16 protein-coding genes and 2 riboswitches are annotated in these 21,416 nt (G+C 66.9%); of the genes, 7 read left to right on the top strand and 9 right to left on the bottom strand.

All coding sequences use genetic code 11. The features are described from left to right. Positions 1 to 500: 500 nt before the first annotated feature. Positions 501 to 1,181, bottom strand: a complete 681-nt coding sequence (gene coq7, locus ASB57_RS25595; protein ID WP_057654723.1) for a 2-polyprenyl-3-methyl-6-methoxy-1,4-benzoquinone monooxygenase — start codon at positions 1,179 to 1,181, stop codon at positions 501 to 503. A 273-nt stretch (positions 1,182 to 1,454) separates the two neighbouring features. Between coq7 and ASB57_RS25590 the strand changes: the two genes are divergently transcribed. The 3 genes from ASB57_RS25590 to ASB57_RS25580 are packed head-to-tail and all read left to right on the top strand — an operon-like array spanning position 1,455 to position 3,200. Continuing rightward, complete coding sequence (locus ASB57_RS25590) at positions 1,455 to 1,901, top strand: OsmC family protein (protein WP_057654722.1); 447 nt, start codon at positions 1,455 to 1,457, stop codon at positions 1,899 to 1,901. Between the two features lie 4 nt (positions 1,902 to 1,905). Then, a complete protein-coding gene (locus ASB57_RS25585; RefSeq protein ID WP_057654721.1) occupies positions 1,906 to 2,700 on the top strand; it encodes a thymidylate synthase in 795 nt (264 codons plus the stop codon). Continuing rightward, positions 2,697 to 3,200 (top strand): dihydrofolate reductase, encoded by a 504-nt coding sequence (locus ASB57_RS25580; RefSeq protein ID WP_057654720.1) that lies wholly within the window; start codon positions 2,697 to 2,699, stop codon positions 3,198 to 3,200. The genes ASB57_RS25585 and ASB57_RS25580 overlap by 4 nt, the downstream gene beginning before the upstream one ends. Positions 3,201 to 3,283: 83 nt before the next feature. Here the strand turns inward: ASB57_RS25580 and ASB57_RS25575 are convergent, their stop codons facing one another. Beyond that, the gene (locus ASB57_RS25575; RefSeq protein ID WP_231755253.1) at positions 3,284 to 4,732 is read right to left on the bottom strand and encodes a PLP-dependent aminotransferase family protein; all 1,449 of its coding nucleotides are present in this window, start codon (positions 4,730 to 4,732) and stop codon (positions 3,284 to 3,286) included. A gap of 193 nt (positions 4,733 to 4,925) precedes the next feature. On the opposite strand from ASB57_RS25575, the gene ASB57_RS25570 reads away from it, so the two are divergent. After that, positions 4,926 to 6,248, top strand: coding sequence for an aspartate aminotransferase family protein (locus ASB57_RS25570; RefSeq protein WP_057654719.1), 1,323 nt, complete (start codon positions 4,926 to 4,928; stop codon positions 6,246 to 6,248). A gap of 149 nt (positions 6,249 to 6,397) precedes the next feature. Further along, positions 6,398 to 7,846 (top strand): CoA-acylating methylmalonate-semialdehyde dehydrogenase, encoded by a 1,449-nt coding sequence (locus tag ASB57_RS25565; RefSeq protein ID WP_057654718.1) that lies wholly within the window; start codon positions 6,398 to 6,400, stop codon positions 7,844 to 7,846. Positions 7,847 to 7,955: 109 nt separating this feature from the next. Here the strand turns inward: ASB57_RS25565 and gcvP are convergent, their stop codons facing one another. The 6 genes from gcvP to ASB57_RS25535 all read right to left on the bottom strand — a co-directional run bounded on the left by gcvP (position 7,956) and on the right by ASB57_RS25535 (position 18,954). Continuing rightward, the gene (gene gcvP / locus ASB57_RS25560; protein WP_057654717.1) at positions 7,956 to 10,829 is read right to left on the bottom strand and encodes an aminomethyl-transferring glycine dehydrogenase; all 2,874 of its coding nucleotides are present in this window, start codon (positions 10,827 to 10,829) and stop codon (positions 7,956 to 7,958) included. An 82-nt stretch (positions 10,830 to 10,911) separates the two neighbouring features. Further along, positions 10,912 to 11,280 carry a glycine cleavage system protein GcvH gene (gene gcvH / locus ASB57_RS25555; RefSeq protein WP_057654716.1) on the bottom strand — a complete coding sequence of 123 codons (369 nt, stop codon included), beginning with the start codon at positions 11,278 to 11,280 and terminating at the stop codon, positions 10,912 to 10,914. A 93-nt stretch (positions 11,281 to 11,373) separates the two neighbouring features. Further along, positions 11,374 to 12,474: a glycine cleavage system aminomethyltransferase GcvT gene (gcvT, locus tag ASB57_RS25550; RefSeq protein ID WP_057654715.1), complete on the bottom strand. Its 1,101-nt coding sequence runs from the start codon at positions 12,472 to 12,474 to the stop codon at positions 11,374 to 11,376. A 94-nt stretch (positions 12,475 to 12,568) separates the two neighbouring features. Then, a riboswitch (glycine riboswitch) is annotated at positions 12,569 to 12,702 on the bottom strand. Positions 12,703 to 12,727: 25 nt separating this feature from the next. Further along, positions 12,728 to 12,830: riboswitch (glycine riboswitch) on the bottom strand. A gap of 85 nt (positions 12,831 to 12,915) precedes the next feature. After that, positions 12,916 to 14,130 carry an NAD(P)/FAD-dependent oxidoreductase gene (locus ASB57_RS25545; protein WP_057654714.1) on the bottom strand — a complete coding sequence of 405 codons (1,215 nt, stop codon included), beginning with the start codon at positions 14,128 to 14,130 and terminating at the stop codon, positions 12,916 to 12,918. Positions 14,131 to 14,200: 70 nt separating this feature from the next. Further along, positions 14,201 to 16,462 (bottom strand): arginine/lysine/ornithine decarboxylase, encoded by a 2,262-nt coding sequence (locus ASB57_RS25540; RefSeq protein WP_057654713.1) that lies wholly within the window; start codon positions 16,460 to 16,462, stop codon positions 14,201 to 14,203. Positions 16,463 to 16,671: 209 nt separating this feature from the next. Next, positions 16,672 to 18,954 carry a hypothetical protein gene (locus tag ASB57_RS25535; protein WP_057654712.1) on the bottom strand — a complete coding sequence of 761 codons (2,283 nt, stop codon included), beginning with the start codon at positions 18,952 to 18,954 and terminating at the stop codon, positions 16,672 to 16,674. 322 nt (positions 18,955 to 19,276) lie between these two features. Here ASB57_RS25535 and ASB57_RS25530 point away from each other — a divergent pair, with 322 nt between their 5' ends. Then, entirely contained in the window at positions 19,277 to 20,281 is a 1,005-nt protein-coding gene (locus ASB57_RS25530; protein ID WP_231755252.1) for a TRAP transporter substrate-binding protein, read from the top strand. Positions 20,282 to 20,351: 70 nt separating this feature from the next. Beyond that, on the top strand, positions 20,352 to 20,822 hold the full coding sequence (locus ASB57_RS25525) for a GNAT family N-acetyltransferase (protein ID WP_057654710.1): 471 nt from the start codon (positions 20,352 to 20,354) through the stop codon (positions 20,820 to 20,822). Positions 20,823 to 20,848: 26 nt separating this feature from the next. Here the strand turns inward: ASB57_RS25525 and dcd are convergent, their stop codons facing one another. Continuing rightward, positions 20,849 to 21,412 (bottom strand): dCTP deaminase, encoded by a 564-nt coding sequence (gene dcd / locus ASB57_RS25520; RefSeq protein WP_057654709.1) that lies wholly within the window; start codon positions 21,410 to 21,412, stop codon positions 20,849 to 20,851. Positions 21,413 to 21,416 lie beyond the last annotated feature (4 nt).

Genomic DNA, 21,416 nt, shown 5'->3' with positions numbered 1-21,416 from the left:
GGGGCTGCGCCCCTCGGCCTCCTGCGCCCGGACGGGAGGCGCGGGCCTTCGGCTTCCTGAAAAGATCGAGTCGAGGGGCGCAGCCCTCCTCGACTTCGCCGGCTGCGCAGCCCTCCTGCCTGCGTTCGCCAGACGCAGGAAAAAAAAAAGCCCAAGATCTTGCGATCTTGGGCTAAATCCACCAAAGGAGGAGGGTGGAGGAGACAATCGTGGCATGTCGCAGGGTTAACCCGGGGGGTCTTCCGTTGCTGCCGGGGTTATTCACCGCACCGACCGCGTTTCGACATCCGATGAGTGAATATTAACCAAGACTTTTGTGCGATGCAAGAAAATTTTCGAGCCCCCGTGAAGATCACCCATGGTGTTGCTTTGGTGCATCGCATTATTCACCCTTCCCCAGGCAAGCACAGGGGCATCAGAAGCGCTCATTAAAGGGGACGTATAGCGGGTTAACCCTGTCCCCATTCTCACTCGCCTCGGATGCCGGCCTGGATCGAGGCTTAGATCCAGTAGGCCGTCGTGGTCATCACCTTCGACAAGGCTCGCATCGCGCCCCGCACCGGCAAGGGCAAGGCCGTGGCCCCCGCCCGCTCGGCGCTGACGCGATGATTGATCTCATCCTGCTTCATCTGTTCGACCACGTTGCGCGAACGCACGTCCTGATCGGGCAGGGTCTTCAGATGGCTGTCCAGGTGGGCTTCGACCTGGCGCTCGGTTTCGGCCATGAAACCCAGGTTGCGCGGCACGCCGGCCCGGCCCGCCGCCAGTCCCATCGCGAAGGAGCCGGCGTACCACAGCGGATTGAACAGGCTGACATGGCTGTTCAACTCGCCCAGGCGGCGCGCGCACCAGGCCAGGTGGTCGACTTCCTCCGCCGCGGCGTCCAGCAGCAAGGCGCGGGCGGAAGCGTCCGAGCAGGCGACGGCCTGCCCCCGGTACAAGGCCTGGGCGCAGACTTCGCCCACATGATTCACCCGCATCAGGCCGGCGGCATGACGTTTTTCCTGTGCGCTCAGCGGCTCGTCGGCCACTTCCGCTCCGGCGGGGTAGGCCCGGCTGGCGGCGGCATTGTTGGAAAGCACCTGCAACGCGCGATCGGCTTCGCCCAGCAGGGTATCCAGCAGGCTGCGCCGCCGCATGAAACCGGGGGCGGCGGAAGAAGGGGCGGTGGCGGACGACATATGGAACTCCTGATAACGGCGCGCGGCCGGCAGCGGTGCGCGGCGGCGATCACAGCTATTGTAATTAGGGCTTACGCGAATGCGTCTTGATCCTGGTCAGGGCGTGGGGATTAGGCCCCTGCCCGGCGCCCGTACAGCAATCCGCTTGCCGCGTTGGCGCCGTGGGAATCCCTTCTGAGTGACGGCAGTCGGGCTATCATCTCCGCTTTGAGGCGCGGCGTGCATCATCCCGCCGCCCTTGCATGAACATCAAGCAAATACGGGATTTTCGACATGGAATGCACGATCGATTGGGGCGGCCCCTCGGGCATGTTGTTTGTAGCCACCTCCGGCAGCGGCCACATCGCCGCGATGGACGGCGCCGTGGAAGGCGGCGGCCATGACCTGGCGTTCCGCCCGATGGAAATGGTGCTGGCCGGCACCGGCGGCTGCACCGCCTATGACGTGGTGCTCATCCTGAAGCGTGGCCGCCACGCGGTCACCGGCTGCAGCGTCAAGCTGCAGGCCGATCGCGCCGACACCGATCCCAAGGTATTCACCAAGATCAACTTCGCCTTCACCGTCACCGGCAGCAAGCTGCCGGTCGCGGCGGTCGAACGCGCCGTGCAGCTGTCGCACGAAAAGTACTGCTCGGCCTCGGCCATGCTGGCCAAGACCGCGGAACTGACGTTCACCGTGGAAGTGGTCGACACCAGCGCCGACGCGGCCCAAGCCGCCTGAGTCCATGGCCCAATACGAAGACTTCATGCGCCATGTCTACGAACATGGCACCACCAAGACCGACCGCACCGGCACCGGCACGCGGTCGACCTTCGGTTACCAGATGCGCTTTGATCTGGCGCAGGGCTTCCCCCTGGTCACGACCAAGAAGCTGCACACCAAGAGCATCTTCATCGAGCTGCTGTGGTTCCTGCGCGGCGAATCGAATGTGCGCTGGCTGCAGGAACGTGGCGTCACCATCTGGGACGAGTGGGCCGATGCAAACGGCGACCTGGGCCCGGTCTACGGCACCCAGTGGCGCTCCTGGCCGACGCCGGACGGCGGCCATATCGACCAGATCAGCCAGTTGCTCGAACAGATCCGCCGCACGCCCGATTCGCGCCGCCTGATCGTTTCGGCCTGGAACGTGGGCGAGATCCCGAACATGGCCCTGCCGCCCTGCCACGCCTTCATGCAGTTCTACGTGGCGGACGGCAAGCTGTCCTGCCAGCTGTACCAGCGCAGCGCGGACATCTTCCTGGGTGTGCCGTTCAATATCGCCAGCTATGCCCTGCTGACCCACATGATCGCGCAGCAGTGCGACCTGGAGCCGGGCGATTTCGTCTGGACCGGCGGCGATTGCCATATCTACAGCAATCACTTCGAACAGGTGGAGCTGCAGCTGTCGCGCGAGCCCTACCCCTATCCGAAGCTGAACATCAAGCGCAAACCGGCCAGCCTCTTCGATTACGAGTACGAAGACTTCGAAATCGTCGACTATCAGTCGCATCCTCACATCAAGGGTCAGGTCGCGGTATGAGCAGCAGCACTCGGCCAGCCCTGACGCTGGTGGTCGCCTATGCACGCAATCGCGTGATCGGCCGTGACAACGCCCTGCCCTGGAAGATTCCTGGCGACCTGGCGCACTTCAAGCGCACGACCCTGGGCCATCCCATCGTCATGGGCCGCAAGACCTGGGAATCGCTGGGACGGCCGCTGCCGGGACGCCGCAACATCGTCATCAGCCGCGATACCGCTTATGCCGCGGCAGGCGCCGAAGTGGTGACCAGCCTGCCGGCCGCCCTGGCCGCCTGCGCCGACGTGGCGCAGGTGTGCGTGATCGGCGGCGCGCAGATCTATGCGGCGGCCATTCCGCTGGCCGACCGCATCGTCGCCACCGAGGTCAAGGCCGACGTCGATGGCGACGCCTGGTTCCCTGAATTGCCGGCCGGCGAATGGCGCGAAGCCTCGCGCCAGGCCCAGCCCGCCGAAAACGGTTACGAATACGACTTCGTCGAGTTCGAACGGCAGAGGCGCTGACGGGCGCCACGTCCAACGCCGACGGCCCGTCCTGCAAGGCAATCCGGCTCGGGCACGTCGACGCCCACCGCCCGACGCAACCGCTAAGCCGTAGCCTGCCGCAAAAAGCGCCATAAGGACGCGTCGTCGGAATAGGCGACGTTCAGCCGCAGCCACGGAATGTCTTCCTGGTCGGCATCGAAATAAGACCCCGGCGCCAGCCAGATCCCGTCGTTCAGGGCGCGGCTGGCCAGGGCATTCGCGCCGCCCTGCCACCCTTGCGGCAATCTGGCCCACAGGAACAGGCCCGCGCGCGGCTCGGAATGCAGCGTCATGCCCAGGTCGGTCAAGGCCTGCGCCACCTTGCCATGGGCCAGCGCCAGGCGCTCGCGCACGCGGGCGACGTGCGCCTGATAGCGGCCTTCGTGCAAGGCCTGGTGCACCACCCTCTCAAGGATCTCCGGCGAGGTCAGGCCCACCGCCATCTTGGTGCGCGCCATGTCGCGCACGACGTCGGCATGCGCCACCACATAGCCCACGCGCACCGACGGGCTGACCACCTTGGAATAACCGCTCAGGTAGACCACGCGGCGCGCCCCGTCCAGGGCCGCCAGCATGGGCGCGACACCTACCGCCAGTTCGCGGGAGATGTCGTCCTCGATGATCCACATATCGTGTTGCTCGGCCACCCGCAGCACCTGGCAGGCATTGGCCATGGTCAGGGTGGCGCCCGTGGGATTCTGCAGGACCGGATTGACGAACAGGGCGCGCGGCCGATGCAAGGCGGCCAGCTGTTCCAGGGCGTGGCAGTCCAGACCGGCAGCGGCGCGCTCCACCGACACCACGCGCAGCCCCGCCAGGCGCAGCAGCGGCAGCAGGTTAGCGTAGCAGGGGCGTTCCACGATCACGGTATCGCCGGCGCGCAGCAACGTACGGATGGCAAGGTCCAGCCCATGCGTCACGCCCTGGGTCAGCAGCACCTGCTCGGCCTGCACGGGCAGGCCAATGGCCCCCATATGCTCGGCGATGGCCGCCCGCAAGGGCGCATAACCGTAGGGATGGCCGTAGCCCGCGATACGGGCGCCGGGCACGCGGGCGACGTGGCGCAGGCCAAGGTGCAGCCCGTCCTCGTTGAGCCATTCGCCCGGCAGCCAGCCACATCCGGATTTCACCGGGATGGAATGGTCGGCAAAGACGTCCGACAGCAACCACTCCGCGCCCAGGGTGGGCGGCGACCAGGCATGCGGCAGCGCATCGGTACCAGGGCCGGCGCTCCCGGCTTGTGTGCTGGACCTGGGCGCCACGCGATAGCCGGCGCCGGGCCGCGCCACCAGGCGCCCGGCCGCGACCAGGCGGGCATAGGCCGCGGCCACGGTGAAGGTGCTGACGTCATGCGCCCTGGCGAAGTCGCGCACCGAGGGCAGCGCCATTCCGGGCCGCAGCGCCTGCGTGTCGATGGCGCGGGTCACGGCGTCGATCACCTGCTGCACCAGGGTGGCGGCCTTGTTGCGGTCGCGGACGGGATGGAATTCGATGAGAGGGAAGTCGGTCACGACGGGCCTGGGTGGACGGGAGAATGCCGGGGTATTTCGACGTCGATATGGCCCCGATACCTATACAGTTGTCCAGCTTACCCCTGTACGGTCAGGGATATTTGCGCAAATTGTATATGTTCATCCTGGCAAGCCGGAGCCAAAATCGCCGCTGGTGTCACTTATGTCCTCCGCTTACCTCTGGAGCTTCCCCATGAACGCCCCCGCCATGCCTGATCTGTCGCATCTCTGGATGCCTTTCACCGCCAACCGTCAGTTCAAGGCCGACCCGCGCATGCTCGCCGGCGCCAAGGGCATGTACTACACCAGCATGGACGGCCGCCAGATCCTGGACGGCACCGCCGGCCTGTGGTGCGTCAACGCCGGCCACTGCCGCACGGAGATCGCCGAAGCCATCGCCAGCCAGGCCGCGACCCTGGACTACGCACCCGGCTTCCAGCTGGGCCATCCGCTGGCCTTCGAAGCCGCCACGGCCGTGGCCAGCATGATGCCCGCCGGCATGGACCGCATCTTCTTCACCAACTCCGGCTCGGAGTCGGTCGACACGGCGCTGAAAATCGCCCTGGCCTACCACCGCGCCCGCGGCGACGCGCAGCGCACCCGCCTGATCGGCCGCGAACGTGGCTACCACGGCGTGGGCTTCGGCGGCATCTCGGTGGGCGGCATCGCGGGCAACCGCAAGACCTTCTCCGGCGCGCTGCTGCCGTCGGTGGACCATCTGCCCCACACCCACAACCTGGAAAAGAACGCCTTCAGCAAGGGCCAGCCGGTCTGGGGCGCGCATCTGGCGGATGAGCTGGAGCGCATCCTGACCCTGCACGACCCGTCCACCGTGGCCGCCGTCATCGTCGAACCGATGGCCGGTTCCACCGGCGTGCTGATTCCGCCGCAAGGCTATCTGCAACGCTTGCGTGAAATCACGGCCAAGCACGGCATCCTGCTGATTTTCGACGAAGTCATCACTGCCTACGGCCGCCTGGGTTCGGCCACGGCCAGCGAGCACTTCAGCGTGACGCCCGACCTGATCGCCATGGCCAAGGGTGTCAGCAATGCCGCCGTGCCGGCCGGCGCGGTGGCGGTCAAGCGCGAGGTCCACGACGCGGTCGTCAATTCGGTCAACGGCGGCATCGAGTTCTTCCACGGCTATACCTACTCGGCCCACCCCCTGGCCGCGGCCGCCATCCTGGCGACCCTGGGCATCTACAAGCGCGACGGCCTGTTCGAGCGCGCCCGCGAACTGGCGCCGACCTTCGAAAAAGCCGCCCACAGCCTGCAAGGCGCACGCCATGTCATCGATGTGCGCAATATCGGTCTGGTGGCCGGCATCGAACTGGCGTCGCGTGACGGTGCGCCGGGTGCCCGCGCCGCCGAAGCCTTCAAGAAGTGCTTCGACGCGGGACTGATGGTGCGCTACACCGGTGACATCCTGGCGGTGTCGCCGCCCCTGATCATCGACGAAGCGCAGATCGGCGAGATCTTCGACACCATCGGCAAGGTGCTCAAGGAAATCGCCTGAGGCTAAGGGAAGTTGCCCAGGGCTCAGGAAAGTCGCCTGAGCCTCAGGCAATCGCCCGATCAGCCATACGCCCGGGGCCATGTGTGTCATCACATGGCCCCGGGCGATTTGCTTTAATGGGGAAGAGCGCACCCACCCTATCCCCAGTCATGCTGAAGATCCCGCATTTCATCAACGGCCAGCCCTACGATGGCCGCAGTTCCCGCTATGCCGACGGCTTCGATCCGGCGCTAGGCGAGATCGTTTCCAATATCCCGCTGGCCGGCCAGGACGAGGTCGATCTGGCCGTGGCGGCGGCGCGCGAAGCGTTTGCTGCCTGGTCGCAGACACCGCCCCAGCGGCGCGCGCGCATCCTGTTCAATTTCAAGCTGCTGCTGGAGCACGACCAGGAAGACCTGGCGGCCACCATCACCCGTGAGCAGGGCAAGATCCTGGCGGAGGCGCGCGGCGAAGTGGCGCGCGCCGTCGACATGGTGGCGTACGCTTGCGGCATCCCGCAGCTGCTCAAGGGCCAGTACACCGAACAGACCGGCGAAGGCGTCGACAGCTGGAACCTGCGTGAACCGCTGGGCGTGGTGGTCGGCATCACGCCTTTCAACCTGCCCCTGCTGGCGCCCTGCTGGATGTTCCCCCTGGCGCTGGCCTGCGGCAACACCTTCGTGCTCAAGCCGTCCGAGCGTACGCCGTCGACCGCCGTGCGACTGGGTGAGCTGTTGCGCGAAGCGGGCCTGCCGGCGGGTGTCTTCAATGTGCTGCATGGCGACAAGATGGCGGTGGATGCCCTGATCGCGCACGAACAGGTCGAGGCGCTGTCCTTCGTCGGCTCCACGTCCACCGCGCAGTACATCCACACGCAGGCTTCGCAGCGCGGCAAGCGCGTGCAGGCCTTGGGCGGCGCCAAGAATCATCTGGTGGTCATGCCCGACGCGGATCTGGACCTGGCGGCGGATGCGCTGCTGCGCGCGGCTTACGGCACGGCCGGCGAGCGCGGCATGGCGGTTTCGGTGGCGTTGGCCGTCGGCAGCGCCGGCGATGCACTGGTCGAACGGCTGGCACCGCGGGTACGTGACCTGAAGGTCGGCAACGGCATGGACCCGAACAGCCAGATGGGGCCGCTGATCAGCGCGCAACATCGCGTCAAGGTGCTGGGCTACATCGAAGACGGCGTCGAAGCCGGCGCCACGGTCGTCGTCGACGGGCGCGCCGTGAACGTGGCCGGGCATGACAAGGGCTACTTCGTGGGCGGCACCCTGTTCGACCACGTCCGGCCCACCATGAACGTCTATCGCGAGGAAATCCTGGGACCCGTGCTCTGCGTCTTGCGGGTGCCGGACCTGAAGACGGCCGTGGCCATGATCAACCAGCATGACTACGCCAGTGGCGCGTCCTGCTACACGCGCGACGGCGCCACCGCGCGCGCGTTCACGCGCGGCGTGCGCACGGGCGCGGTGGGCATCAACGTGCCCATCCCGATGCCGGCGGCCTGGCATGCCATCGGCGGCGCGAAGCGGTCCTTGCTGGGTGACCACTACCTGCATGGCGAAGAAGGCGTGCGCTTCTACACGCGCTACAAGAGCGTGACGCAGTACTGGCCCTGAGATCCTCGCCCAAAAACAAACTGGCCCATCGGGGCCAGTTTGTTTTCAGCAGTGCATTGGGCCAGTGCGGCCCGATGAGCGGCCAGACCTTGCCTTGCTCTGTCCTGCCTTAAGCGTAGGCTTCGATGGGCAGGCAGCTGCACACCAGGTTGCGGTCGCCGTAGGCATTGTCCACCCGCGCCACGGGCGGCCAGTACTTGCCATCGCGCAGGCTGGCCAGCGGATAAGCCGCCTGGCTGCGGGGATAGGCGTGGTTCCACTCGTCGGCCAACAGCGTGGCGGCGGTGTGGGGCGCGTTCTTCAACACGTTGTCCTCACGGTCGCGCTCGCCGCTTTCCACCTGGGCGACTTCGGCACGGATGGCGATCATCGCGTCGATGAAGCGATCGAGTTCCACCAGGCCTTCCGATTCGGTCGGTTCGACCATCAAGGTGCCGGCCACGGGGAAGCTCATCGTCGGCGCATGGAAACCGTAGTCGATCAGGCGCTTGGCGATGTCTTCGTTGGAGATGCCGGTGGTGTCCTTGAGCTGGCGCACGTCCAGGATGCACTCGTGCGCGACACGGCCGTTGCGACCCGAATACAGCACCGGATAGTGAGCGCGCAGGCGCTCGGCGATGTAGTTGGCGCTGAGGATGGCCACTTCAGTGGCGCGCAACAGGCCTTCCGCGCCCATCAAGGCGATATAGATGTACGGGATGGGCAGGATGCTGGCCGAACCGAAAGGCGCGGCCGACACCGGGCCCACCTTGGCGTCGCCAGGCAGCTTGCCGCTGGCGTCGAGCACACCAGGCAGATAAGGCGCCAGATGGCCGCGCACCGCGACAGGACCCACGCCCGGACCGCCGCCGCCGTGCGGGATGCAGAAGGTCTTGTGCAGGTTCAGGTGCGACACGTCCGAGCCGAACTTGCCCGGCTTGGCCACGCCCACCATGGCGTTCATGTTGGCGCCGTCCATGTACACCTGGCCGCCGGCCTCGTGCACGATCTCGCAGATCTCGGTGACGGCTTCCTCGAACACGCCGTGGGTCGACGGGTAGGTGATCATCAGGGCGGACAGGCGATCGCCGACCTGGGCCACCTTGGCGCGCAGGTCAGGCACGTCGACGTTGCCGTTCGCGTCCGACGCCACCACCACGACCTGCATGCCGGCCAACTGCGCCGACGCCGGGTTGGTGCCGTGCGCGGACGACGGGATCAGGCAGACATCGCGCTGATGCTGGCCATTGGCTTCGTGGTAGCCACGGATGGCCAGCAAGCCGGCGTATTCGCCTTGCGCGCCCGAGTTGGGCTGCAGGCTGATGGCGTCGTAGCCGGTGATTTCGCACAGGGCGGCCGATAGGCGCTCGATCAGTTCCGCGTAGCCCTTGGTCTGCTCGACCGGGGCGAACGGGTGGATCATGGCGAACTCGGGCCAGGTGACGGGAATCATCTCGGCCGTGGCGTTCAGCTTCATGGTGCAGGAACCCAGCGGGATCATGCTGCGATCCAGCGCCAGGTCCTTGTCGGACAGCTTGCGCAGATAACGCAGCATGTCGGTTTCGGACTGCACGCTGGAGAAGATCGGGTGGGTCAGGATGTCGCCCTGGCGCGCCACGCCTTCGGGGATGCCGGTGACGGCGCCTGCTTCCAGGGCGTCGATGTCCAGCGTCGGCACGGCCTTGCCCAGGCCGCGCGCGAACACGGCGGCCAGCGCCTGCAGGTCTTCATCGGTGACGGTTTCGTCGAGCGAAAGGGACACCTGGTCGGCGTCGACCGCGCGCAGATTGATGCGCGCGCCTTGCGCGGCCTCGACCACGGCCTGGGTGGCGGCGCCGGTGCGCACCAGCAGCGTGTCGAAGAAGGTGTCGTTCACCACCGTGGCGCCGAGCGACTGCAGGGCGCCGCGCAGGATGGCGGTGGCATTCTGTACGCGCTGGGCGATGCGGCGGATGCCGGCCGGGCCGTGCCAGACGGCGTACATGCTGGCCATGACGGCCAGCAGCACTTGCGCCGTGCAGATGTTGGAGGTCGCTTTCTCGCGGCGGATGTGCTGTTCACGGGTCTGCAGGGCCAGGCGCAGCGCGGTGTTGCCTTGCGCGTCCTTGGACACGCCGACCAGACGGCCGGGCATGCTGCGCTTGAAGGCATCCTTGCAGGCCATGAAACCGGCGTGCGGGCCGCCGAAGCCGAAAGGCACGCCGAAGCGCTGGGCCGAACCGATGGCGATGTCGGCGCCCCACTCGCCCGGCGGCGTCAGCAGCGCCAGGGCCAGCAGGTCGGTGGCGCAGGCCACCACGGCGCCCTGCTCGTGGGCCTTGGCGGCCAACGCGCGGTAGTCGCCGATGGCGCCCAGGCTGTTCGGGTATTGCAGCAGCACGCCGAAGCAGTCGGGCAGGCCGGCGGCTTCGTCACCGACCGTCACGGCGATGTCCAGGCCTTCGGCGCGCGTGCGCACGACTTCGATGGTCTGGGGATGGCAGTGCTGCGAGATGAAGAAGACATTGCTCTTGGACTTGGCGCCGCGGCGCGCCAGGGTCATCGCTTCGGCGGCGGCCGTGCCTTCGTCCAGCAGCGACGCGTTGGCGATATCCAGGCCGGTCAGATCCATGATCATGGTCTGGTAGTTCAGCAACGCTTCCAGGCGGCCCTGGGAGATTTCCGGCTGGTAAGGCGTGTAGGCCGTGTACCAGGCGGGGTTCTCCAGGATGTTGCGCAGGATGACGTTGGGGGTGTGCGTGCCGTAGTAACCCTGGCCGATGTAATTGCGGAAGACCTGGTTGCCGCCGGCGATGCGCTTGAGCTCGGCCAGCACGTCAGGTTCGCTGCGCGCGGCGGGCAGCGCCAGCGGAGCGCGCGTGCGGATCGCGGGGGGCACCACCTGCTCGATGAGCTCGTCCAGGCTGGACAAGCCCAAGACCGCCAGCATGGCGGCCTGGTCGGCATCGGACGGGCCGATGTGGCGGGGAATGAAATCGGAATGGGTGTCTAGGGCGCGCGACATGGATATCTCGGTGGAACGATGTCCGCATCCAGGCGGACGAGCGGCGCCGCGCCGCGAGGGCGGCATGGCGCCGTGATGCGATTTACAGTTTTTCGTAGCCGGCGGCGTCGAGCAGACCATCGACGTCAGCGGCATTGGTCGGCTTGATCTTGTAGATCCAGGTGTCGAAAGCCGATTCATTGATCAGGCCGGGGGTGCCTTCCAGCGCGTCGTTGAAGGCAACGATTTCGCCTTCGACGGGGGCGTAGATGTCCGAAGCGGCCTTGACCGACTCGACCACGCCGGCGGTTTCGCCGGCAGCCAGCTTGGCGCCGACCTTGACGTCGCCGACGAAGACCAGGTCGCCCAATTGTTCTTGGGCGCCGTCGGTGATGCCGACGACGAAGACGTCGCCCTCGGCTTTGATCCACTCATGGGATTCGGTGTACTTGCGATCGGTAGGCAGGCTCATGAAAGCTCCTGGGGTAGACGTTGTATGAGGATGTAGGGTTGCGCGCCCACCCGTTCCAGTCCGCATGCGGCATGGAAACGGGAAGCTACGAGTTTACGAGTGTTCGACGGCTTTGCCGTTGCGCACGAAGGGCAGTTTGGTCACCGTGGCGGGAACCCACTTGCCGCGGATCTCCACTTCCACCTGCTCGCCAGGGGCGGTGCCGACCGGCATGCGGGCGAAGGCGACCGACACGCCCAGGGTGGGCGACATGGTGCCGCTGGTGACTTCGCCGGTGCCGGCGCTGCCGCGCACCTTCATGTGCGGGCGCATGACGCCGCGTTCGCCCAGCTTCAGGCCGACGAAGGCATTGGGGGTGGGGAATTGCTCGATGGCGGCGCGGCCGATGAACTCACGGCCAGTGTCCTTCAGGGACACGGTCCAGGTCAGGCCGGCCTGCGCGGGCTGCGTCAGTTCGTCCATGTCCTGGCCGTACAGGTTCATGCCGGCTTCCAGGCGCAGCGTGTCGCGCGCGCCCAGGCCGCAGGCACGCACCCCCTGGGCGACCAGGTCGCGCCACAGGTCGACGACTTGCGTGGCGGGCAGCACGATCTCGAAACCGTCCTCGCCCGTATAGCCGGTACGCGCCACCAGGACGTCGGTATCGACGATGGCGCCGACGAAGGGCGTCAGGGGTTCGGACGCGGCGCGCCAGGCGGGGCGAGCCGCCCAGACCTTGGCACGGGCATTGGGGCCTTGCACGGCGACCATGGCCAGGTCGCGGCGCGGGGTGACGGTGACTTCGAAGCCGCCCACGCTGGCCACGCGTTGCATCCAGGCGACGTCTTTTTCGGCGGTGCCGGCGTTGACCACCACGCGCCAGCGGTCGGACGCGAAGAAGTACACGATGAGGTCATCGATGACGCCGCCTTCAGGGTTGAGCATGCAGCTGTACAGCGCCTTGCCGGGCACGGTCAGCTTGGCGACGTCGTTGGCGATCAGGCGTTGCAGGAAAGCGCTGGCGCCAACGCCCAGGACGTCCACGTTGAGCATGTGCGACACGTCGAACATGCCGGCGTCGGTGCGCACGGCGTGGTGCTCTTCCAATTGCGAACCGTAGGCCAGGGGCATGTCCCAGCCGCCAAAATCGACCATGCGCGCGCCGGTGGCGATGTGTTCGGGTGCCAGGGGGGTTTGCTTCAACGAGGCGGACATGGGAACTCCGGTAAGGCCAGTCAGGGATACGGAATACCTGCCGGTTGGAGGCCCGGGTCGGAAAACGACGAGACCGCCTGCCGGCTGGTGGTGTTTCCGCCCCTCTGTCCTTTTGCCTGAGAGTTGCCCCGCGACGTTGCGGGTTTGCACCTTCGGCGTCCGGGCCAGCCGCGCCCGCGCCATCTTGCGCGGGAATTGGGGCCGCCGGATCTCTCCAGAGCGCTGTGTTGCCCAGGCGCCGCAGGCGATGGGCAGGCATGATGCGGTATCGGTTACCTGAGCGATTCTGGGCGAATTGCGCCTTCGGTGGCGGCGCCTGTCATGTAACAGTAGCCGCTCTCTCCCGCACGATGCGTGACAGCCCGCGAAGAATATCACGGCCGCCCCCTGGCGCGCCATGCGGGATGTCGCGCAGCGCCTGAATCGGAAGCCCCGGTGTGGCTAAAGCGCCTTGCCGCAGGCGACGCCGGAAGCCCAGGCCCACTGGAAGTTGTATCCACCCAACCAGCCCGTGACGTCGACGGCCTCGCCGATGAAGTGCAGGCCGGGCACGGCGCGGGCCTGCATGCTCTTCTGGTCCAGACCGCGGGTGTCGACGCCGCCACGCATGACCTCGGCCTTCTTGTAGCCGGCGGTGCCCGTGGGCACCAGGGTCCAGTCGTGGATGCGCGACGCCAGGGTGCGCAGGGTCTTGTCGGGGGTATCGGCCAGGCGTTGCGTGGCCAGGGTGTCGCCCGCCAGCCACGCTTCGGCCAGGCGGCGCGGCCAAAGGCCGGCCAGCACGGTGCCCAATTGCTGGCGATTGCCGGGCTTGGTGCTGACCAGGTCTTCGCCCAGATCCAGGCCGGGGGCCAGGTCCAGGCTGAGCGGCTCGCCGGGATTCCAGAAACTGGAGATCTGCAGGATGGCGGGGCCGGACAAGCCCCGATGCGTAAACAGCAGGTCTTCCAGGAACTCGCCCTGGCCGCTGCGCACACCTGCTTCCAGCGCCACGCCGGACAAGGCGGCGAAGGGCTGCCAAAGGGCGGGATCGAAGGTCAGCGGCACCAGGGCCGGACGTGGCTCGATCACTTTCAGGCCGAACTGGCGCGCGATCTTCAGGCCGTAGTCGGTGGCGCCCAGTTGCGGGATGGCCATGCCGCCGGTGGCGATGACCAGCTTGGCCGCGCGCACCGTTCCCGCCGTGGTGGTGCGCAACACGAAAGCACCGCCCTCGCCCGCGGACGCAGCGCTACCCGCGCCGGCACCTGCCTCGCGGCCGATTTCCGCCACGCCGCAGCCCATGCGCCACTGCACATTGCCGGCGTCGCACTCGGCGCGCAGCACGTCGATGATGGACTCGCTGGAGTCGTCGCAAAACAGCTGGCCGCGATGCTTCTCGTGCCAGGCCACGCCATGCCGGTGCAGCAGGTCGAGAAAGTCGCGCGGACTGTAGCCCGCCAGCGCCGAACGGCAGAAATGCGGGTTCTCCGACAGGAAGTTGGCCGGGCCGGTACCCACATTGGTGAAATTGCAGCGGCCGCCGCCGGAGATGCGGATCTTCTCCGCCAGCTTGTCGGCGTGATCGATCAGCACCACGCGCAAGCCGCGCTGGCCGGCGACGGCGGCGCACATCATGCCCGCCGCGCCCGCGCCGATGATGGCTACGTCATACATGGAAATCAAAGCACCTTGGCCGGCACGCTGCCGGCGCCGGACCTGGCGCCGGGACGCGCACCGGACAGGATCACAGTTCCCTCAGGCAATCGACGTAGTAGCGCACGTCGCCGTTCTCGTCCGTTTCCTCGGCCAGGCCGTGGATGTCGGTTTCGAAGCCGGGGAAGCGGGCGTTGAACTTACGCGCGAACTGCAGATACTGGACGATGGTGCGGTTGAAGCGCTCGCCCGGGATCAGCAGCGGAATGCCCGGCGGGTAAGGCGTCAGCAGCACGCCGGTCACGCGGCCTTCCAGCTCCTCGATGCTGACACGCTCCACTTCGCGGTGGGCCATGCGCGCGAATGCATCGGACGGCTTCATCGCCGGCACCATGTCGCTCAGATACACCTCGGTGGTCAGGCGCGCTACGTCGTTCTCGCGATAGGCTTCGTGGATCTGCTGGCACAGATCGCGCAGGCCCATGCGCTCGTACTGGCGATGGTCGCGGCAGAACTCAGGCAGGATGCGCCACAGGGGCTGGTTGCGGTCGTAGTCGTCCTTGAACTGCTGCAAGGCGGTCAGCAGCGTGTTCCAGCGGCCCTTGGTGATGCCGATGGTGAACAGGATGAAGAACGAATACAGGCCGGTCTTTTCCACCACCACGCCGTGCTCGGACAGGTACTTGGATACCAGGGCCGCCGGGATGCCGGTTTCGCCGAAGCTGCCGGAAATATCCAGGCCCGGGGTGACGATGGTGGCCTTGATCGGGTCCAGCATGTTGAAGCCGTCGGCCAGATCGCCGAAGCCGTGCCAGTGGTCGTTCGACTCCAGCAGCCACTCGTCGCGATTACCGATGCCTTCGGACACCAGACGGTTGGGGCCCCACACCTTGAACCACCAGTCGTTGCGGCCGTATTCCGACTCGACCTTGCGCATGGCGCGGCGGAAATCCAGCGCTTCGCGGATGCTTTCCTCGACCAGCGCGGTGCCGCCGGGCGCTTCCATCATGGCCGCCGCCACGTCGCAGGACGCGATGATCGCGTACTGCGGCGACGTGGACGTGTGCATCAGATAGGCTTCGTTGAAGATGTTGCGGTCCAGCTTGCGGGTGTTGGACTCCTGCACGATGATCTGCGACGCCTGCGAAATACCCGCCAGCAGCTTGTGCGTGGAGTGGGTGGCGAAGACGATGGCGTCGTCGCTGCGCGGCCGGTCCTGGCCGATGGCGTGCATGTTCGTGTAGTACTCGTGGAAGGCCGCGTGCGGCAACCAGGCTTCGTCGAAGTGCAGGGTATCGACGTAGCTGCCCAGCTTTTCCTTGATCATTTCCACGTTGTAGATGACGCCGTCATAGGTGCTCTGCGTCAACGTCAGGATGCGCGGGGTCTTGTTCACCGCTTCGCGCGCGAACGGATTGGCCTCGATCTTCTTGCGGATGTTCTCCGGCTCGAATTCCTCGATCGGGATCGGTCCGATGATGCCCAGGTGGTTGCGCGTCGGGCGCAGGAACACCGGGATCGCGCCGGTCATGGTGATGGCGTGCAGGATCGACTTGTGGCAGTTGCGGTCGACCACCACCACGTCACCGGCGGCGACGTTGGCGTGCCACACCACCTTGTTCGACGTCGACGTGCCGTTGGTAACGAAATAGCAGTGATCGGCGTGGAAGATGCGGGCGGCGTTCAGTTCCGACTCCGCCACCGGTCCGGTGTGGTCGAGCAACTGGCCCAGTTCATCCACGGCGTTGCACACGTCGGCGCGCAACATGTTCTCGCCGAAGAACTGGTGGAACATCTGGCCCACCGGGCTCTTCAGGAAGGCCACGCCGCCGGAGTGGCCGGGGCAGTGCCAGGAATAGGAACCATCCTGCGCGTACTTGACCAGTTCGCGGAAGAACGGCGGCGCCAGGCTGTCCACGTAGCTGCGGGCTTCGCGGATGATGTGGCGGCCGACGAATTCCGGCGTGTCCTCGAACATATGGATGAAACCATGCAGTTCGCGCAGGATGTCGTTGGGGATGTGCTCCGAGGTCCGCGTTTCGCCATACAGGTAGATGGGAATGTCGGCGTTGCGGAAGCGCAGCTCGCCGATGAAGGCGCGCAGGTTCTTGATGGCGCTGGCGACGTCCTCGGGCGAATCGACGTCGAATTCCTCATCGTCGATCGACAAGATGAAGGCACTGGCGCGGCTCTGCTGCTGGGCGAAGGAACTGAGGTCGCCATAACTGGTGACGCCCAGGACCTCGACGCCCTCGGCCTCGATGGCCGAAGCCAGGGCGCGTATGCCCAACCCCGAGGCGTTCTCGGAGCGGTAGTCTTCATCGATGATGACAATGGGAAACCGGAATTTCATGCGGGCACTCCTGCGGGGGTAAGGCGAAAGCGGGGCGAGTGTACAGCGTGCGCGGGACAGACGTGTGACGGGCCGCCGGACAGCGCGGGCGGCGTCGGCGGAATTTTAGCCCTGTATCGACCATCACCCCGGCCAGCCCCCCGGCCGCCACGCCGACAGCCCCCCAAACGTCACCTCGGAACGGCTGCCGGAGCAGCCCCCGGACGCCGTCAGCGCCAGCCGCGGCGCGGTGCGCGGCCCGGGCTACGCATGCTGCGTACCAGGGCATCCAGCCGGGCCCGGCTCAACGCGGCCATATTGGCCGGCGCGAGCGGCGGCGCCTGGTCGGACGTTGGCGTCAGCCGTTGGCGCGCCCGCTCCAGCACCGCGCGTGCCTGCTCGGCCAGGCCCTGGGCCAGATACCACTGGGCCAGCCGCTCGTAATGCCGCATCTGCATGGGCTCCCAGGCGATGCACCGCAAGAGCGCCCGCTGGTAGCCGGGGCCCTGGCGGCCGTACTCGCGCGCGTCGGCTTCAGCCATGACCGTCTCGTAGGAGCGGGGCGCATGCCGCCGCAACATGCGCCAGCGGCGCAGGCGCTCGGCGCGGCCATACAGATCGGGGAACATCTCGGCCACGTGCTGGACCACCGCGGGCGCATGCGGGTTGGGGACCAGGGCCCGCGTGGCGCTGCGCCAGGCCGCGTCCGTCAGGCCCAGCGGCGCCTGGGCCTGGGCCAGACGCAACCACAGCGCGCCATGGGACCGATAGCGCAGGGCCAGGGGTTCGAGGACAGCGCACGCTTCCTGCCAGCGCCGCTGGGCCAGCATCTCGACCCCGTCCACATAGCGGGCGGCATCGCGGCCGTGCATGCCCGCCAGCACTTCGCGCTTGTACCGGCGCAGGATGGCGGGGTCGTCGATCATGACCAGCGCCCGCCAGCGCACCAGGGCCGGCAGGTTCGGGGTGCTGACGATGCGCAGCAGTGCGCTGCCGAAGTCGCGGGGCGATTCGACGATGCCCTGGGCGACCTGGGCGCGCTGCAGGACCAGCGGGGAATCGTCGCCGAGCTGGGCGTGCCAGGCGGTCGCGCTGGCGACGTCGCCGCGGGCGCAGGCGCGCTTCAGGCCGTCCAGGACGGTGGCGTCGATATTGCGCCAGGCCGGGTCGAAGTCGAAATCGTCATGGCCCGGCGGCACCAGGACCATGCCGACGTCGCCACCGGGCCCATAGCGGCGGGCCAGGTCGGCCTCGCTGCTCCATTGCAGGGCCCAGCGTTCCGGGTCGCGGCGGTAATACACGCCATGGCCGGCGTCGTAGCCGCAGACCACATCGACATGCGAGAAGAACGGCCCGTCGACCAGGCCGATGACGGGCAGCCCCGCCGACAGCAGGGCCTGCAGCACGGCAGGCCGCATCGACACGAATTCCACGCGGTAAGCCCGCGCCGTGAAGTAATCGCGCAGCCGGGCCATGTCCACGCCGCCGGGGCCGCCGCCCAGCGCGGCAAACAAGGCCTGCGGCTCAAGGGGATCGCCGTGCCAGGCGGCCACCATCGCGGCCGCCGTGGGCACGCATTGGTGGCGGACCTGGCTCAGTGGCGGCAGCGCCAGCAGCACGCGCGGGCAGGCCAGCAGCCGCTCGCATTCCGTCAGCGCGCCGTCGGGGCCCAGCGTCGGCGTCAGCAAGGCCACCAACAGATGGGCGTCGCGCAGCAGGCTGGCCGTGAAAAGCAGCCAGTCCTGGACCTTTTCACGAGTATCGCCCCCTGACCAGCGGGCCGTGTATTCCAGGCCGATGCGGCTGGCCGCATGCAGATTGTTCAGGCTTAGTTCCAGGCACAGGCGCAGATAGTCGTAGGGCTCGTCACCGCCTTCGGCCTTGACCGACTCGCGCGCCTGCTCGTACAGGCCCGCGGACATCAGCACATGCGCCAGGCTGGCGCGGGCCCTATGCCAGCGCGGCGCCAGATCGACGGCGCGACGCAAGGCGGCCGCCCCGCGCTCCCATTCGCGCTGGTTGGCCCAGGCATGGCCCAGGGTGTAGGCCACGCGCGGATCGCGCTCGAACATCAGGTGGTGGGGACTGGGCAGCCGCTGGGCGGCGGGGACGGGGGTAAGGCCGCGCAGCTGGGCCGACAGCATGATGGCCTCGGCCAGGGCATGCGCGGCTTCGGGCACGCGGCGGGCCGCCAGCAGGCCGGTCAGTTGAACGAGGGCCGGGGCGATGTCGCGGCGTACTGCCTGGCGCAGCCATTCCAGCAGGACGTAGGGATTGTCGGGCCAACGCTTGCGCGCCCAGCGCACCACGGCGCGGTAGCGGCGCTCCAGGCCTAGCGCGCGTGCCGCTTCGGCGGCGAGCAGGGCGTTGCAGGGCAGTACGGACAGCCGGTCGCGGCTGGCCTGTTCCAGCAGATGCCAGGCGTCGGCATAGCGCCCCTGCGCAAGGGCGTCGGCGCCGGGTTGCAATTCCTCAGACACCAGCGGCGGGGCATAGCGGGAAGCGAAGAACATGCGAAATCCAGGGGGGACCGGCGACGAGGGGCATATAGTAAATGAATGCAAGATGTAACCCAACGTCGATTTTTTGGGGACGCCTGCAGGTAGGGTATGGGGGCCCGCTGCGCGGGCCCCCATTTATGACGGAGCCTGCGGCGCTGGGGGAAGCTACGCTCGCTGCACCCGTGGTGCCGGACCGACATCATTCCGAAGCTGAGCGGGGCGCGGCGAGCTCTGCCGTAGAGACTTTCCCTAGGAATGCACCTGCCAAGGCCAGCGCTGTATATATTTGTCACCATGCCCGCGCGCCGCGTGGGGTCCTGGTTCGGAGAGGTACATGCTTATGTTGTCCCGGATTCGTATTTCCCCCGTGGTAGCGATGCTGATGGGCGTCGCGGCGAGCGCGGCCATGGCGGCGGCGCAGGCCGGCACGACGCTGTCGATGACCACGGAATATCCCGCCACCGCGATGCCGGGCCTGGGCGTGACCACTTTCGCCAACCTGGTGAAGCAGAAAACCCACGGCGAAGTGATCATCGACACGACCTTCGACGCCGCCAAGGGCATCAAGTCCGCCGGCATGGTGGACGCCGTCCAGGCCCGCAAGGTCGACGCCGGCGACGCCTTCGCGGGCGGCCTGGCCACCCAGTACCCCATCTTCGGCGTATCGTCCCTGCCCTTCCTGGCGGATTCCCTGCAAAAAGCCCGCGCCCTGACCAAGGCTTCGCGCCCCGCCTACGAAAAGCTCCTGGCCGAGCACAACCAGAAACTGCTGTACACCACACCCTGGCCCGCATCCGGCATCTGGTCGAAGGCACCCATCAAAAGCGTGGCCGACCTGAAGGCGCTGTCGATCCGCACCTACGACGACATGTCGCAAACGACCATGACGAAGGCCGGCGCCAAGGCCGCCAACATCTCCTTCGCCGACGCCATGCCGCGCATCGCCGCGGGCGACGTCAACGCGGTGCTGTCGTCGGGCGACGGCGGCGCGGGCCGCAAGCTGTGGGAACACCTGCCGGCCTTCGCGGAAATCAATTACGCCATGCCGATCTCCGTGGCAACGATGAACCTGGACGCCTACAAGGCCCTGAGCCCGGCCGAACGCAAGGCCATCGACCAGGCCGCGGCGGAGACCGAAACCGAACAGTGGAAGCGCATCCAGGGCCGTTTGAAAGCGAACTATGACAACATGCGCAAGAACGGCGTCGCCATCAACACACAGGTGGCGCCCAGCGTGAAGAAGGCGCTGAAGGACGCTTCCGCGGACTCCCTGGCAAGCTGGAAGCAGCAAACCGGCGCGGACGGGGCGGCCATCCTGAAGCGTTACCAAGGCAAGTAGAACCAAAGCAAAAAACGGCGCGGCAGGGCCGCAAGACGGCCCCGGCGCGCCAATACAAAAAAGCCGAACCATGCATCGAGCACCGCCCGTTCCCTCCCCTTCCGCGCCGCTGGTTTTCACTCCGGCAGCGGCGGACGATCTGGAAGCCCTGGCCGACCTGCGCGCCACGGCCATGCGCGACAGCCTGGAGCGCGTGGGCCGCTTCGATCCCGAACGGGCGCGCCAACGCCTGCGCGACAACTGGGTGCCGGCGCAAACCTGGGTGTTTTCAGTAGAGGGAAGGCGCGCCGGCTTCTACAGCCTGCGGCCGTTCGACGGCGGCCTGAAGCTGGACCACCTGTACGTCCTGCCGGACTTCCAGAACCGGGGGCTGGGCAGCCGCGTCATGCGCCGCATCGCGGCCCAGGCCGACGAAGCCGGCCTGGCGGTCCACCTGGGTGCCTTGCGCGACAGCCCGTCCAATGCGTTCTATCAACGCCACGGCTACGTCAAGACCAGCGAAGATGACTGGGATATCTACTACGTCCGCAGCGCGCGGTAGTAGGTAACCGCAGGGCAGCGGACCGATCAGGTGCGCGGCAAGGTGACGCCGCGCTGGCCCTGGTACTTGCCGCCGCGGTCACGGTAAGAGGTCTCGCAGACCTCGTCGCTTTCCAGGAACAGCATCTGGGCGCAGCCTTCGCCCGCGTAGATCTTGGCCGGCAGCGGCGTGGTGTTGGAGAACTCCAGGGTCACGTGGCCTTCCCACTCCGGCTCCAGCGGCGTCACGTTGACGATGATGCCGCAACGCGCGTAGGTGCTCTTGCCCAGGCAGATGGTGAGAACGCTGCGCGGAATACGGAAATATTCCACCGTGCGCGCCAGCGCGAAAGAGTTGGGCGGAATGATGCACACATCACCGGAAAAATCGACGAACGAACCTTCGTCGAAATTCTTCGGATCGACGATGGTCGAGTTGATGTTGGTGAAGATCTTGAATTCACTCGCGCAGCGCACGTCGTAGCCATAGCTGCTGGTGCCGTAGCTGACGATACGCTCGCCATTTTGAGCGCGGACCTGGCCCGGCTCGAAGGGCTCGATCATGCCGTCCGCGGCGGCGCGGCGGATCCACAGGTCGCTTTTGATGCTCATATAA

Source organism: Bordetella sp. N, from assembly GCF_001433395.1.
GTDB lineage: Bacteria > Pseudomonadota > Gammaproteobacteria > Burkholderiales > Burkholderiaceae_B > Bordetella_C.
The sequence above is the reverse complement of the archived record's forward strand: the minus strand, read 5'-3'. Positions and strand labels throughout refer to the sequence as shown.